The following is a 15,494-nucleotide window of genomic DNA, read 5'->3' as shown; positions in this document are numbered from 1 at the left end:
GCCCAAATCAAGACAGCAACTTTGCCTGAAATATTAAATTATGAAAACAAGGCTGCAACTTTTATTCATAGTTTGTTTTATTGCGCAAGCTATGTCTGGGCAGGTTGGTATCAACACCACCACGCCCAATGCCCAACTCGAAATCAAATCGAGCAATCAGGCCACACCGGCCAATACCGATGGTGTGATTATTCCCAAAATTGATGCTTTCCCGGCCACCAATCCAACCGCTGCACAACAAGGCATGATGGTGTATTTAACGACGACTTCAGCGGGTAAATCTCCGGGGTTTTATTATTGGAACAATCCTACAACAACTTGGTTGGCTTTGGGCGGAACCGACGATGATTGGTCAGGAGCTGGAACCGGTGTGATGAAATCCAACTACAATACCGATAAAGTGACCATTGGACCGGGAGCTGGAACCGCTTCTAAATTAGACGTAGTCACCGGAAACGGAGCCGGACTTTTCAACGGATTAAAGGTCAACAACAACAATACTTCCGCAGGTGGTATTACCTACGGAGCCACCATTGAAAACAATGCCACAGGTACAAACCCAAAATACGGAATTTACAGTTCAGTTTCTTTGGATGGTACGGGTCCTAAAACTGCTTTAATGACCGGCCTTGAAACCAGTACTTCGCAAACTCAATCGGCCGTTGGAATCGAGAACATTGTCAACGCGCCAGGAACCGGAGAACGCACCGGAATTGACAACCAGCTTTTTAGTTTAAATCCGCTCAACACAAGTGATGTGGCCGGAGTGAAGAACTATTTTGAAGACAGTAATAACGGTAAAACTTTGGGTGTATCCAATCAGTTTGACGGATCAGCCGGCGGTAATGTATCGACCTATGAAATTACCGGTTTGAAAAATCAATTTGACAACGCAGGATTATCGCCTAAGTTTGGCTGCCGAAATATCTTTAGTGCCTACTCAGCCGGCGAACAAGTTGGGGTTGAAAATCAATTTTTAAGTAGTGATAATTCATCGCACTACGGCATCAAAAGTACCTTTGAAGGCAGCGGGAACCTAGCCCTTACATATGGATCATACAATTATTTTAGATCAGGGGTTAATTCATACAAATATGGCAGTTACAACTTTTTTCAGAGCACATCGAATGATGACTACGGGCAATATAATTATTTTGAATCCTTTGGTAGAAACACAGCGCACTACGGATTGCTGAATCGTTTTAATGGAGATGGAGGCAACATGGTTGGGGTTGAAAATGACCTTTTATCTTCTGGAACGGCACATGCTATAGGTGTTTCAAATTATATTATTGCCCCCAATGGTGCTCATGGCATTTATACGTTAATAGATGATTCAACAACGGATAATACCCAATACGTTTTTGGAAATTATGCCCAAATCAACGGAAGCGGTTTAACTAGGTATTACGGCAGCTATGCGCAATTGAATAATAGTAATGCCGCTTCTACAGAAGATCGATTTGGATATGCGGCTGAAATATCCAGCGCTGGTGGAACAGGAACAAATTATGGTATTTATTCGATGGTTCCGGATGATAGCAATAGCTACAGCGGTTACTTCTTAGGACGAGTCTCCATTGGCCCGAATGATGGTTTTTTCGGAACAAACAATTACATCATGCCACTGCAACGCGGAACCAACGGACAAATCATGCAAACCGATGCCTCTGGGAATGTTACTTGGCAAAATCCTTCATCTGTAATGGGAAATGTAGGTTGGCTGTTGAACGGAAATTCGGGGACGAATCCGGATACTCATTTCATCGGAACTTCTGACAATGCCGATTTGGTTTTTAAGAGAAATGCCACGGTTTCTGGGAAAATAGGTATAAACGCAACTAGTTTTGGTTTATCGGCTTTAGGTTTATCTGCTACAACATTAAACAACAGTGCTTTTGGCAAGAGTGCTTTATCGGCCAATACAACAGGCGATAACAATTGCGCCTTTGGGCACAGCGCTCTTTTGTCAAACATAACCAGTAATTCTAATTCAGCATTTGGTTCTGCTGCATTGCGCAACAACAATGCGGGTTCCAATAATTCAGCAGTAGGTGCCTTTTCTTTATATTCCAATCTTTCGGGAAATTTCAATGTAGCACAAGGAATTGCCACAATGTATTACAATAGTTCAGGGAGTAGTAATGTTGCCATCGGTAGTTCTTCAATGTATTCAAATAACAGTGGAAACAACAATACTGCTGTCGGAACTAATACTTTGTATACCAACACGGCTTCAGATAATGTGGCTGTTGGAAACAATGCCTTATTTGGCAATTCCTCAGGTACACCCAATACTGCTGTGGGCTCTAATGCAATGTCGCAAAATAGCACCGGTAACAACAACGCTGCCCTTGGCTATTACGCTCTTGCCAGCAATTCTACAGGAAATCAAAACACGGCCATTGGCGTTGATGCTTTAAGGGTGTCAACGGCGAATAACAATACCGCGCTTGGATATCGAACAGCCTACCAACAAACCGGTGGAACCCGAAATGTGGCTATTGGTTCACTGGCTCTGTCAGGTTTGACCAACAACAGTTTTAATACCGCGGTGGGCAGCTCCACTTACATTACCGGGAATTTTAGCAATTCAATGGCTTTGGGCGATGGAGTAACTGTTACCGCTAATAACCAAGTGCGTGTGGGTGATACCGGAATTGCCAGCATCGGCGGTCAAGTAGGTTGGACGACTTTGTCAGACAAACGTTTTAAAGAAGATATTCAAGAAAATGTTCCCGGACTGAGTTTCATAAGCAAACTCAAACCAGTAACCTATCATGTCAATGCCCGAAAAGTTTATGATTTCACGCACAAAGACCAATCTGATGATGAAAAGGTTGCCTATGTAAGCCAGCTTCCAAGTTCGGTATATTCAGGGTTTTTGGCTCAGGATGTCGAAGCCGCTGCCCAATCTATCGGCTATGAATTCTCCGGAGTGGACAAACCCAAAAACGAAAACGATTACTACGGATTGCGCTACGGTGAATTTGTAGTTCCGCTGGTCAAAGCTGTACAAGAACAGCAACAAATCATCGAACAACAACAAAAACAATTGCAAGATTTAGCTACAAGACTTGAAAAATTAGAGCAATTCATCAAACGTTGATGCCTCAAAAGTTAAGGTAAAGGTACTGCCAGCATTTTTTTCAGATGCTACCTTAATCGAACATCCGATAGCCCGGGCCAAATCGCGTATCAGATGCAGCCCTAATCCCGATTTGACGCCGACGATTTCGCTTTCGTCATAGAGCGCCTTCAGTTGCTCTTGATCGGCACCCGGGCCATTATCGGTGATGCTCAAAAAAATTTGATTGTCTTGGGTAAACGCCTTCCAAGTAATAGTAGGATTCGGTGTTTGCGAAAGCGCTTTTAGTGCATTTCCGGTCAGGTTCCGAACAATGGTTTTCAGGTAGTTTTCATCGGTTGTCAAAACCAGTTGGCTCGCGTTTTCAAAGTTGATTTTGATTTTTTCACTGCTAAAATAAAGCGCGGTATCTTGGAAGATTTTCTCGACCGAAACGGTTTTAAAATCAGGTTTAAAATGCTCCATTTGCCCTTTGCTCCACAGCAACAAATCCTCCATCGAATGCAGTAAATTTTCTGCTGATTCTAGTGTAGTTTCACTCAATCGTTCGCGGGTTTCTGAATCCAGTAAATCAGGACTGTTTTTTTGTAGGTGTAAAAAGTGAATCAAATTCGAAATTGGGCTGCGTAAATCGTGATTCAAAATACTAAAAAAACGGGTTTTATTGCGGTTTGCTTGTTTTAATTCGGCATTCAAAAGTTGCAGTTTTTCGTTGTTTTTTTTGCGGTTCCGACTCTGATAAAACAGTAAGCCTCCAATGATGACCAAAAAAGCAATTCCTGAGAGGAAGAACCATTTTTGTTTTTCTTTGGTTTCGATTTTCAGTTGGTTGATCTTGATTTCACGGTCGCGCAATTCGATGGCTCTTTTGTCTTCGAGGTTTTTGATGGTTTCCTTGTTGTCAGAATTGTACATCGAATCTTTAAAAATAGTACAACGCTCGAAATATTCTAGGGCTTTGGCATAATTGCCTTTGAGTTTTTGGGCTTCATATATGCTTTCATAATCGTCATACAAACCGCGCAAGCTGTTTAACTCGCGGTGCAATTTTGCCGCTTTTTCCAAATAAAAAATAGCACTGTCTATAGATTTTCGATTGTTCTTTTCTTGTTTTGCTATCTCGATATATGAATCGCCAATTACTCCAAAACTAAACGAAGTATTGTGCTTTTTACCAAGTATCGAAGGATCAGTTTTGAGCGACGCCTGACTGTAATGAATCGCTTTTTGGTATTGTTTCATTTCTAAAAAAACCAACGCCAAATCAGACAGTAAACGCGATTCGAGATTGGCATCTTTTTGGGCTTTGATGAGTGTCAGACTTCGATTCAAATAGTCGAGTGATTTTTGATTCTCTCCGAAATTGTAGTAGACGGTTCCAATGCCTCTTAAAATAATTTCTTCTTTAAAATTACTGACGGTTTTACTCACTTTCAATGCTCGATTATAACTCTCTAGGGCTTCTTTGTTTTTACCAAAACCGGTATACAAACTTCCCATTGAGATCAAAACCTTGACAATCCCTTTTTTGTCATTTGTAGTTTCAAATAATTTTAAAGCCTGGTGATACGTGGCTAGCGCTTGAACATAATTGCTCTCTTCAAGATATACATCGCCAATGGAAAAATAAATATTGGCGCGAATTTTCGGATTCTTAGTGTTGCGCAAAGCCAGTTGAAAATTGGAAAATGCTTTCGAGCGATGGTACAAACCTAAATAATGTTCTCCTAGAAGAAAATAAGATTGTGCTACACCGTCATTCCAGTTGAGTTTCTGAGCCAATTCGAGGCTTTTTCTTAAATATAAAGTGGTTTGGCTAGAATCAGCTGCCGGGTAACCTTGAGCAATTTGGTGGTAATAATTGACTTTCAAAGTATCGTCTTTCATTCTCGAGACTTTGCTGATCCATTGACTTTGATGGCTTTGAGAAACCAACAAATAAGGAAAAAGCAATGCAAAAAAGGCAACTATCTTTCTCATAATAAACTCGTTGCAACGGCTTTGTAACTTCTGCCAATAGGAATAGAAACCCCATTATTCAACACAATTTCATGGGTAAGTTTTTTGTCGACATACTGTTTTTGAACGGCAAAACTTCGGTGAACTCGAACAAATGACTGAAAATGACTTTCCTTCAATAAATTGCCGATTCCAGAAAATACACAATGCCTTTTTTGATGGGTTACGACCAAAGTATAATCTTTCAAGGCTTCTAAATACAATATCTCGTGGAGTTTTACTTTGGTTTGCTCTTGGCCTTCTTTGATGTATATCGTATCGCCTCCAATACTCGATTCAAAAAGTTGTGCTTTGAGTCTGATTTCCATAAACTCTTCAATCCGACGCATGGTTTGGGTAAACCGATCGCTCTTGATTGGTTTTACCATAAAGTCTAAGGTTTCCAATTCGAAACTCTCTAGGGCATGTTCTGGGTGCGATGTGATGAAAATACAGACCGGTACTTCGCTTGCTTTTTTCCGAAACTCTAAACCGCTCATTTGGTCCATGTCAATGTCTAAAAAAAGAATATCTATCGATTCTTTTTGAATGATTTTCAAAGCCGAAACCGCCGACTCAAAAACACCAAGAATGTTTAGGTTTTCAAATTTTCTAGCATACGAAAGTACCGTCAATCGATCGATTTCATCATCGTCAACAATAATACAGTTTAGTTTTCTCATACTCTAAGAATCTCTCAAATGTAAAAAAAATTGCATTCATGTCGTTGGTCTATTTAAAATGTCGTTGGTCTATTAGTGGTTTTTTATTAAAAAGGAAAGTGGCAATTTGGTTGATTAAATTCATAGTATGAAAGCCAAGCTACTATTTATAAGCTCTTTTTTGATGGCAAATTATTGTTTTTCTCAAGTGGGAATCAACACGACTTTGCCCAATGCCCAATTGGATATTAGTTCAAGCAATCAAGCCACGCCCAGCAATACTGACGGATTGTTGGTTCCGAAAATAGATGCCTTTGCGGCCACGAACCCAACTGCGGCGCAACAAGGAATGATGGTGTATTTGACCACTGACATTACTTTTTCGGGCAACCCAAAGTCTAAAGGATTTTATTATTGGGACAATACCACTTCCGATTGGATTGCTGTAGGAAATAATCAAACATCGGGTTGGTCAATTACCGGAAATTCTGGAATTAATGCAGCAACACATTTCATTGGAACTACAAATAATGCTGATGTAGTTTTTAAAAGAGGAAACACTCGCGCTGGATTATTAGCATTTACAACAACTTCATTTGGAACCAATGCCTTGAATCCGTTGTCGACAGGAATTGAAAACGCGGCTTTTGGTTCTAATGCACTACTGTCTAATACAACCGGGCAGCAGAATGTGGCCTTGGGCAGAAATGCGATGTTTAGTAACACCACAGGAAATAGTAACACAGCAGTCGGATTTGCCACTCTAAGTTCCAATACAACTGGATATTACAATTCAGCCTTTGGTCAAAATGCGCTGATTTCTAATATATCGGGGCACAATAACGCTTCATTCGGTTTTAATTCGATGCAACTAAATACCACAGGAGACAATAATAATGCTTTTGGAAATCAATCACTGGCTAACAATACAACAGGCAGGTTCAATACTGTTTTCGGAAATTCATCTATGTATTCTAATACGACCGGGCAGTATAATGCGGCTTTTGGTACTTTTGCTTTAAATGCGGCAACTACCACAAACGGATTATCGGCTTTTGGTTATTCGGCTCTTGAAAAGAATACCTCAGGAACAGAAAACGCTGCTTTTGGTTATTTTTCCCTTCGAAATAATACTACTGGCAATGTCAATTCGGCATTTGGATATAATTCGCTGTCTTCAAATGTGACTGGAACTGGCAATTCGGCTTTTGGAAGATCAACTTTAGCATCCAACACAACAGGTCAAGGAAACTCGGCCTTCGGAAACAGTTCGCAATTATTCACTACCACAGGAAGTAATAATTCTTCCTTTGGTAGCACTTCATTAATTGACAATACCACCGGAAGCTTGAATTCGGCTTTTGGAGCTTACGCAATGACCAATAACACCACGGCATCGGCCAATTCCGCTTTTGGTTCGTATACTTTGTTTTCAAATACGATTGGTAATTCCAATTCGGCTTTCGGTAATTCGGCGCTTGGAGCTAACACAACAGGTGCTAGAAATGCTGCTTTCGGGAATAGTGCATTGAACGCGAATACAACGGCAAACGACAATGTTGCTTTCGGTTATAACGCCTTGCTTTCCAATACAACCGGAACTAGCAATACTGCCGTTGGAGCTTCTTCATTGTCGACTAATACTGTTGGAAATGAAAATTCGGCTTTTGGTTATCAATCATTAGCGAACAATACCGCTAATGGCAATTCGGCTTTTGGTTTTAATTCGTTACGATTAAATACTACAGGATTTGGAAATTCCGCTTTTGGTAGCTCTGCATTATCAGCAAACACAACGGGTAATTCTAACGCAGCTTTTGGGTCATTGACTCTTTTGGATAATACAAACGGACAAAGTAATAGTGCTTTCGGAATTGCATCCATGCTAAATAACACAACAGGAAACTCAAATTCAGCTTTTGGCGCATCATCATTGAATGTCAATACAACTGGCAATAATAACTCGGCATTTGGCTTTTACGCATTAGAAAACAATACAGCAAGTGGGAATTCGGCGTTTGGCTTTGAATCGATGAGAGCCAATACCACTGGAACTAATAATGTTGCTTTTGGTACAAATTCATTAGACTCAAATACAACAGGTAATAATAACTCAGCAGTTGGATATGGATCTTTAATCAATAATACTACAGGAACTTCAAACTCTGCTTTTGGATATAATTCAATGCAAAATAACACCATAGGAAATGAAAATATTTCAATTGGGGTGGCTTCTATGGCTGCGAATGTATCTGGAAGCTTAAATACGGCTATTGGTGTTCTTGCTTTAGCGGACAATTCAACAGGAGTTTCTAATGTTGGGATTGGAAGCGCTTCTTTAGATAGTAATACAACGGGGGCTTCAAACTCTGCCGTGGGTTCCTTTGCTTTAAGATCAAATTTTACCGGTTCTAACAATTCTTGTTTTGGTTATGAAGCCGATGTTGCTTCGGGAAGCTTAACCAACGCTACTGCCATTGGATATCGAGCAGAAGTAGCTGCTAGCAATGCAATGGTTTTGGGAAGCATCAACGGAATAAACGGTGCAACAGCAAGTGTCAATGTCGGCATTGGAACTAATGCACCGCAAACGCGATTGGACATTCAAGATGAAAATGTAACCACTACTTTTGGTGTTGATGGGAATTTATTAGTTCGTACCAACAATCCGCAAGCAGCCGATATTGGGGGTTCGATTACCTTGGGCGGAATGATTGACGATGCGGCTTTGCTACAACGAAATTTTGCCTCAATCGAAGGAAGAAAAACCAATAGTGTTCTCAATAGTAATTCAGGCTATTTGATGATGAAAACCAATAATGCGGGCGCTTTGTCAGAACGAATGAGAATTACTGCAACGGGCGACGTCGGCATCGGAACCGCAACACCTGGCGGACAATTCGAACTTTCGTTAAACGAAGGCAGAAAACCCGGTTCAACTACGTGGACAGTCGTTTCAGATAGCAGATTAAAAACAGTTGATGGTCATTATACCAAAGGCTTGAACGAAATCATTCAATTGCAACCCATTCGCTACCATTACAAAAATAATGGCGACCGAAAATTTGAGCAAGAAGTGTTAGATACTGAATTCGCCGGATTCATTGCTCAAGAAGTCCAACCGCTTTTTCCGGATGCCGTTCAAGTCGATGATGACGGATTTCTCAATTTCAACATGCACAGCATTTTAGTGGCTTCAATCAATGCGATCAAAGAGCTGAATACAAAAACAACCGCTATAGAACATCATCAATCCGAAGTGGAGCAACTCAAAAAACAGGTCGAGTTGCAACAACAAATCAATCTGGAGTTGCAATCGCGTTTAAAAGCCTTGGAAGAAAAATGGAAGCAGTAGTTTGTAGTGAGCTATATCCGTATTATTGCGCTTTGTGTTTTTCCGAGCCAATCTATAAGTTCTGACAATCATTTGCCAAATACTACTGTTTTGTTTTTTTAGATTCTTTTAGCTTTTTAATCCTAGCTCGATTCGCTACATTTGACCCATGAACATCGAATCGCAATTACAGAGAATATCGAGTTTCCAACACCTAGAACTGCTGGCCAACCAAGTGGTGGAAGGCTTTATATCGGGCATGCACAAATCGCCATTTCACGGATTTTCTGCCGAATTTGCCGAGCATAAAGTTTACAATTCCGGCGAAAGTACCAAGCACATCGACTGGAAATTGTTTGCCAAAACCGATCGTTTATACACCAAACGTTTCGAGGAAGAAACCAATTTGCGTTGTCATTTAATTGTAGATAATTCCTCATCGATGCACTATCCGAAGCTAAAAGATGGCCAACCGTTCTACGAAAGCAAAATTGGCTTTTCGGTACTGGCTTCGGCGGTGTTGATGAACTTACTTAAAAAGCAACGTGACGCCGTAGGATTGAGTTTATATTCTGACACTTACGAATATTATGCGCCCGAGAAAGGCAGCGATCGCCACCACCGCATGTTGCTCAGTAAACTCGAAGAAATACTCGATTCACCTGCCACAACAAAAACCACCGATACCTCAACGTTCTTGCACCAAATCGCAGAGAAAATCCACCGCCGTTCGATGATTGTGCTTTTTACCGATATGTTGCAAACCGACGACGACAGCAAACTATTCAACGCCTTGCAACACCTCAAACACGACAAGCACAAAGTGGTTCTGTTTCACGTTATCGACGACAAAACCGAATTGCATTTTGATTACGACAATGTACCTCGCAAGTTTATCGATATCGAAAATGGTGAAGAAGTGACGCTTTTTGCCGACAACGTCAAGGAAATTTACGAGAAAAACGTTGCAGCCTATTTCAAAAAAATCGCCGAGACTTGTATTCAGAATAAAATCAAGTATGTTCCTGTGAATGTAGGTGCCGATTTCGAGAAAATCCTGACCACTTATTTGGTTGAAAAACAATCGTTTGGTTAAGCAAAAATTAAATTCAAAAATATTTTCACCCAATCGCTTGCAGATACAAAAATCTGTTCTATATTTGCAACCGCAATCGCAAGATCGCGCACAATGATGCAGAGGTTTGGTAGTTCAGTTGGTTAGAATACATGCCTGTCACGCATGGGGTCGCGGGTTCGAGTCCCGTCCAGACCGCAAAATTGGGAAAAGGTTTTCGGAAACGGAAACCTTTTTTGTCCCAAAGGCGAACGCCGAAGATAGTTGTGTTGTTTTCGCTGCGACTTTGTAACTCGCAGCTGGTTTAGTAGTTAGACCAATGAAAAGCTTTCCACTTTTGTGGATGGCTTTTTTGTTTTTTAGGCCACACCGAAGCCAAACAATTTTCAGTACTTTTAAAATAAAATTGTACTTTTAGCCAGTCTTAAACCCTAGTGGCTTGCCCAGATGAAAAAACGAATTGCCTTATTGATCCTGATTTTGCTGAGCATTTCTTCCTGCCAGTATTTCACCAATCAGGTTCCCGACGAGAAAACGCTGCTGGAAAAAGAACTCAAAAGCATCAATTGGACCCAAGTCGATGAGCTGCCTCAATTCGCCTCTTGCGATTCCGTGGCAGACAAAACCCAGAAAAAACAGTGCTTTTTTGAGTATCTCACCCAACTCATCCAACAAAAGCTCAATGGCGACACGCTTAGTGTTTTATATCCGCAACTCGACACCATCAACGTAAAAGTTACCGTTTCGGCCGATTCGAACCTCGTTTTCGAGCCACAACTCGACTCGCTTTCTTACGACACAGCCAAAATCGACAGCATCATCAAAACCCGCCTAGTCGATTTCCCGAAAGTCAGCCCGGCCATCAAACGCGGCATTCCGGTCAAGACGCAATTCGTCCTTCCGGTGATTTTGAATGTCGAAAAACGTTAAGGAATTTATTTTTTAAGAAGCTGTTCCGGCTGTCCGCTATATCTTTTGTGTGGAGGCCAAATCGCACAGAAAAGCACCAACCGAGGCACAAAAGGATGCCGCTGCCATCCGGGCTAGGGCTTTGCGTTATCTTTTGAACTTGCGGCCTTTCCAAGTATAATTTCCAAACCAGGAGAACACCGCGACACTCACACAAAAAAACGGGTAAATCACACTCGCAGGCAAAAGCCACCATAAACTTTTAGTTTGCAAAAATCGATTGGTTTTATAGAGCAAAATTGCATCGGTGAAGAACTTCAATCCAAACAAGGCGACCAGCATTTCAGGGGCCAAAAGCCGAGAGCCAAGAATCGTCAATCCACAACATACAATCAGGGAAAAGTTCGCCAAAAACACGATCACAGCCAAATCTTTTCCAAAAACACTGTAATAATTCCCGGTTTTTGAAGCCCAACGCACCCGCTGTGAAAATAATGCGGCCCAACTTGATTCGGGTTTTGTCCGTACAATAATTTCAGTCGATTTCAAGAAACTAACTTTATCCGGACATTCACGCATCGCCTTTTGCAACAGAAAAACATCATCACCGCTCGCGATTTGATTGTTGCCGACAAAACCGTGTAGCTTGGTGAATAAATTCTTGGTATAACACAAATTCGCGCCGTTGCACAAAAAGCCCAAGCCCATTCCAAAACTTCCGATCGTCGTGCCTTGCAAACTCATCAAGTCCAGTTGCTGGAAATGGTGTAGCAACGTATGCTTGGCATCATATTTCACTGCTCCAACAATTAGCTCCACTTCGTGGCTTTGAATGTGTTGATCTAGAGCCAACAACCAATTTTCGGGCAACAAACAATCGGCATCAGTAGTAACAATCCAATCGTGTTGCACTATAGGAACCGCGCGCGAAATCGCATCTTTCTTCGGTGAATCCGACAACCGGATATTTTCTAAAAGCGTGGTTTGAAAGACGCCGTTTTCCATGCGCCAATTGTAGATTTGCTTTACCGAATCGTCACCCGAAGCATCGTCCACCAAAATAATTTCGAACAAATCTTTCGGGTAGTTCAGGTTTTTAATGCTTTCTAAAAGTAAAGGCAAATTCCGGCTTTCATTGCGAAACGGAACCACAAGGGCGAAAAAAGTTCTGGGCTGAACTGCTTTAAAAGGCGTTGATGTTATTTTGCCAAAACCAATGATCAGCTGGGCCATCGTGAGCACATACACCAGCATGATTAAAAAAAACACAAGTATCATGGAGTTGGTTTGAGTTTAAAATTCAAGACATAATAACTGCCAATCACCACCGGAATGACCACATTGAGCAACCACATCAGCGTGGTGATAAATATAACAATCCACTGGTTAACGCCCAAAAAACCAAAGAAATAAACTGCCACACTGCCTTTCACAGCAAAATCTAGGAACTGAAAACTCGGTAACGATGAAGCCAGAAAATAAACACTAGTCACGGCCGACATTACCAAAAAATAAGGCAATTGCACCTGAAAAGCCAAGAGCAAAAAATAATATTGGTGCGAAAAAACCAAATAACGGCACCAACCCAAAACCACATTTTTCTGATGAACAGGTTTGGGAATTTCATTGATTTTGCGAATCAGTTTTTCAATAGAATAGCCTTTGACAGTGAATTTTTTTAAGAAGAAAGAGCCAAGAAACAAGAACAAACACAATCCGGTAACAATAGCCACGGCTTGCGAAGTGATGATGGGATATTGCGTGTTGAAATACAACAGCCCTAAAATCCCGAAAACTACCGTGAGCAACATTTGAATGCCATTACAAACCAGGTTCAGAAACACGATTTTTTTGGCCTTTGCCTTTTCGTAAAACAGGGCTTTTCCGGCATATTCACCCAAACCATTCGGGGTAAAAATCCCGGCGGTCAAAGCCCCTAAAACTTGGGCAGTGGCTTGGCTTAAGGAAATGCTTCGGAACGACGACACCAGATTTTGCCATTTTAAAATCTCAAAAAACCGGTTCAAAAAACTGAGCAGCAACAAAAATAAAACGCCGCTTATTGAGTAATTTTTCTTGAACAAAACCACAAATTGCTGCCAATCCAATTGTGGGTTGTCCGACAGTTGTTGGTAAATAAAGTAAAAAGCCGCACAAACAATTAAAACTTTAACGGCAAAGACTAGGAATTGTTTAGCTTTGTTGGGAATTGCAATCATCGCTGCAAAGTAAAGCAATATAATTCCAAAGCATTCAAAACGCGTCAGGATTTTCAATCAATAATCTGTGAAAATCTGTGCAATCTGTGTTTCAATATGGCAAACGAACGCATTATCTTAGGCATTGATCCCGGAACGACTATTATGGGTTTCGGCATCATCAAAGTCGTCCATAAAAAAATGGAATTCCTCCAACTCAACGAATTGATTTTGAGCAAATACGACGACCATTACACCAAGCTTAAAGTGATTTTTGAACGCACGATAGAACTCATCGAGACGCACCATCCGGATGAAATTGCCATCGAAGCGCCTTTTTTCGGAAAGAACGTCCAGTCGATGCTTAAACTGGGTCGCGCTCAAGGTGTAGCCATGGCTGCCGGATTATCGCGCCAAATTCCCATTACCGAATACGAACCCAAGAAAATCAAGATGGCCATTACCGGAAACGGAAACGCCAGCAAGGAGCAAGTAGCCAAAATGCTCCAGCAGTTGTTGGGCTTGAAAACGCTTCCTAAAAACCTTGACAGCACCGATGGCTTGGCGGCTGCGGTTTGTCATTTCTTTAATTCGGGAAAAACAATCGGCGAGAAAAGTTATTCAGGCTGGGATGCGTTTGTGAAACAGAATGAAGAACGAATTAAAAAGCAGTAAGCATTCGCACTAACTCCTAACTACTAATTACTATTTCATGAACATCCAACAATACTTCGACTATTGCCTATCTAAAAAAGGAGTGACCGAACATTTCCCGTTCGACGAGGATACTTTGGTTTTTAAAGTAGGCGGAAAGATGTTCGCACTCGCTTCGCTCAAAGAATGGGAAGCCGGAAACCCTGCCGTGAATCTTAAATGCGATCCAGTTTGGGGTGAGGAATTACGCGCGCAATATGATGACATTCAGCCGGGTTACCACATGAGTAAAGTGCACTGGAACACCGTCAAAATTAACCGCGAAGTAAACGATGCTTTCCTGAAAGAACTTATTGACCATTCTTACGAATTGGTTTTTAAAAGCCTCACAAAAAAAATACAAGCGGAAGTTTTGTCCGGCAAGTAAACAAAAACCCGACAGTGATTTTGCCGGGTTGTTTTTTTTAAAGTGTTCTCTTTTGTTTTTCGAGAAAGCCGTTGGCTTGCAATTCGAGCAGTTCAGTGGCCTTTTTGCGCTGCAACTCGTAGAGTTTTTTATCTTGGGCTATATCTGCATATACTTTGTCGTGCATGGAAGCGCTGGTTTTTACCAGTAAATCACGTTGGTATTTGTCTTGCGATAGTGTGGCTTTGAGCGCAGTTTCGATGTCTTCTAGCTTAAAATCGTATTCGCCTTTTGGAGACAGCAGTTTGGCAATAATCGGTGAAGTTTCTATCGCAAAAAACAGCAGCATGATAAACAGCGAAGGAACCAGAGGCAATTTGCCCAAGGCGTTGATGCGCGCCATGAGCCCGTCGAAACCGTCAATGATTGGCTGGGTTTGTGTGACTTTTTGGTCCAGATCGGCTTGTAGGGTTTTGATTTTTTTTTCGTGTTCGGCAATTTTTGTCAAGTTGTTTTTGCGCAAGGTATCGAGTTCGGCTTTGGCCTGATCGTGCTTAGCGATTTTTTCCTTGAATACAGGGCCTTTCCCCATTTTCATAGTGCCTTTTGTGCCTTCTGCTTCGGCAATATAGGTTTGATAAAGCGAATTGACTTCTATTTCTTTTTTAGTGATTTCAGATTTGAGGCTATCGATTTTTGTCTGGTTCTTATCGAGGTCAGATTGGAAATAACCCGCAACTTCCTTCTTATTGTTCAGCGCCATAGCATTCTTTTCTTTGAGTAGCACCGTGTTGATTTCCTTCTCGAAAATTTTAATTTCAAGCGGTTTTGAAATCACAATAGCAATGATAATCGCCAACAGAATCCTCGGTGACGCTTGCAGGAATTCGCTCAAGAAACTATCCCGCTTGCGGATGGTAGAAACAATAAAACGGTCGAGGTTGAAAATTAAAAAACCCCAAACAACACCGAAAAGGATTGCAGGGTAAACACTGTCAAAAACTGTGAAAAGCGCATACGCACTTGCAATAAAGGCCATTACAGCAGTAAAGAAAACTGTGGCGCCAATGCCGACGAACTTGGTTTGTTCGCCCTGGGAGCAATCCCGAAGCAGGTTTTTGTCGGCGCCAGAACAGAGAATAAAAAACGATTTTAACATGATGATTGATT

General features: G+C 41.4%; 11 protein-coding genes and 1 tRNA gene. 7 read left to right on the top strand and 5 right to left on the bottom strand.

The genetic code is table 11. The features are described 5' to 3' along the window. Nucleotides 1-40: 40 nt before the first annotated feature. Complete coding sequence (locus tag G4D82_RS05795) at nt 41-3,109, top strand: tail fiber domain-containing protein (RefSeq protein WP_166335478.1); 3,069 nt, start codon at nt 41-43, stop codon at nt 3,107-3,109. Here the strand turns inward: G4D82_RS05795 and G4D82_RS05790 are convergent. Together G4D82_RS05790 and G4D82_RS05785 are read right to left on the bottom strand one after the other, a co-directional pair. Next, entirely contained in the window at nt 3,086-5,068 is a 1,983-nt protein-coding gene (locus tag G4D82_RS05790) for a tetratricopeptide repeat protein (protein ID WP_166335476.1), read from the bottom strand. The genes G4D82_RS05795 and G4D82_RS05790 overlap by 24 nt on opposite strands. Continuing rightward, a complete protein-coding gene (locus G4D82_RS05785) occupies nt 5,065-5,769 on the bottom strand; it encodes a LytR/AlgR family response regulator transcription factor (RefSeq protein ID WP_166335473.1) in 705 nt (234 codons plus the stop codon). Before G4D82_RS05785 ends, G4D82_RS05790 begins: the two co-directional genes overlap by 4 nt. A gap of 127 nt (nt 5,770-5,896) precedes the next feature. Between G4D82_RS05785 and G4D82_RS05780 the strand changes: the two genes are divergently transcribed. The 4 genes from G4D82_RS05780 to G4D82_RS05765 all read left to right on the top strand — a co-directional run bounded on the left by G4D82_RS05780 (nt 5,897) and on the right by G4D82_RS05765 (nt 11,087). Then, on the top strand, nt 5,897-9,103 hold the full coding sequence (locus tag G4D82_RS05780; protein WP_166335471.1) for a tail fiber domain-containing protein: 3,207 nt from the start codon (nt 5,897-5,899) through the stop codon (nt 9,101-9,103). Between the two features lie 148 nt (nt 9,104-9,251). Beyond that, nucleotides 9,252-10,178, top strand: coding sequence for a DUF58 domain-containing protein (locus tag G4D82_RS05775; RefSeq protein WP_166335468.1), 927 nt, complete (start codon nt 9,252-9,254; stop codon nt 10,176-10,178). Nucleotides 10,179-10,281: 103 nt separating this feature from the next. Further along, nucleotides 10,282-10,355: transfer RNA gene (locus tag G4D82_RS05770), tRNA-Asp, on the top strand. 249 nt (nt 10,356-10,604) lie between these two features. After that, nucleotides 10,605-11,087 (top strand): hypothetical protein, encoded by a 483-nt coding sequence (locus G4D82_RS05765; RefSeq protein ID WP_166335466.1) that lies wholly within the window; start codon nt 10,605-10,607, stop codon nt 11,085-11,087. A gap of 126 nt (nt 11,088-11,213) precedes the next feature. Here G4D82_RS05765 and G4D82_RS05760 read toward each other — a convergent pair whose 3' ends face one another. After that, nucleotides 11,214-12,344, bottom strand: coding sequence for a glycosyltransferase family 2 protein (locus G4D82_RS05760; protein ID WP_166335464.1), 1,131 nt, complete (start codon nt 12,342-12,344; stop codon nt 11,214-11,216). Beyond that, complete coding sequence (locus tag G4D82_RS05755; RefSeq protein ID WP_166335463.1) at nt 12,341-13,285, bottom strand: hypothetical protein; 945 nt, start codon at nt 13,283-13,285, stop codon at nt 12,341-12,343. Before G4D82_RS05755 ends, G4D82_RS05760 begins: the two co-directional genes overlap by 4 nt. 96 nt (nt 13,286-13,381) lie before the next feature. Between G4D82_RS05755 and ruvC the strand changes: the two genes are divergently transcribed. Continuing rightward, complete coding sequence (ruvC, locus tag G4D82_RS05750; RefSeq protein WP_166335462.1) at nt 13,382-13,939, top strand: crossover junction endodeoxyribonuclease RuvC; 558 nt, start codon at nt 13,382-13,384, stop codon at nt 13,937-13,939. Nucleotides 13,940-13,976: 37 nt separating this feature from the next. Next, nucleotides 13,977-14,345: an MmcQ/YjbR family DNA-binding protein gene (locus G4D82_RS05745; protein ID WP_166335461.1), complete on the top strand. Its 369-nt coding sequence runs from the start codon at nt 13,977-13,979 to the stop codon at nt 14,343-14,345. A gap of 37 nt (nt 14,346-14,382) precedes the next feature. Here G4D82_RS05745 and G4D82_RS05740 read toward each other — a convergent pair whose 3' ends face one another. Then, nucleotides 14,383-15,483 carry a DUF4407 domain-containing protein gene (locus tag G4D82_RS05740; RefSeq protein ID WP_166335460.1) on the bottom strand — a complete coding sequence of 367 codons (1,101 nt, stop codon included), beginning with the start codon at nt 15,481-15,483 and terminating at the stop codon, nt 14,383-14,385. Between the last annotated feature and the right edge of the window lie 11 nt (nt 15,484-15,494).

It is taken from the genome of Flavobacterium lotistagni, assembly GCF_011392125.1.
GTDB lineage: Bacteria > Bacteroidota > Bacteroidia > Flavobacteriales > Flavobacteriaceae > Flavobacterium > Flavobacterium lotistagni.
Note: the sequence above shows the minus strand (reverse complement) of the source record. Positions and strands in the feature narration are given on the sequence as shown.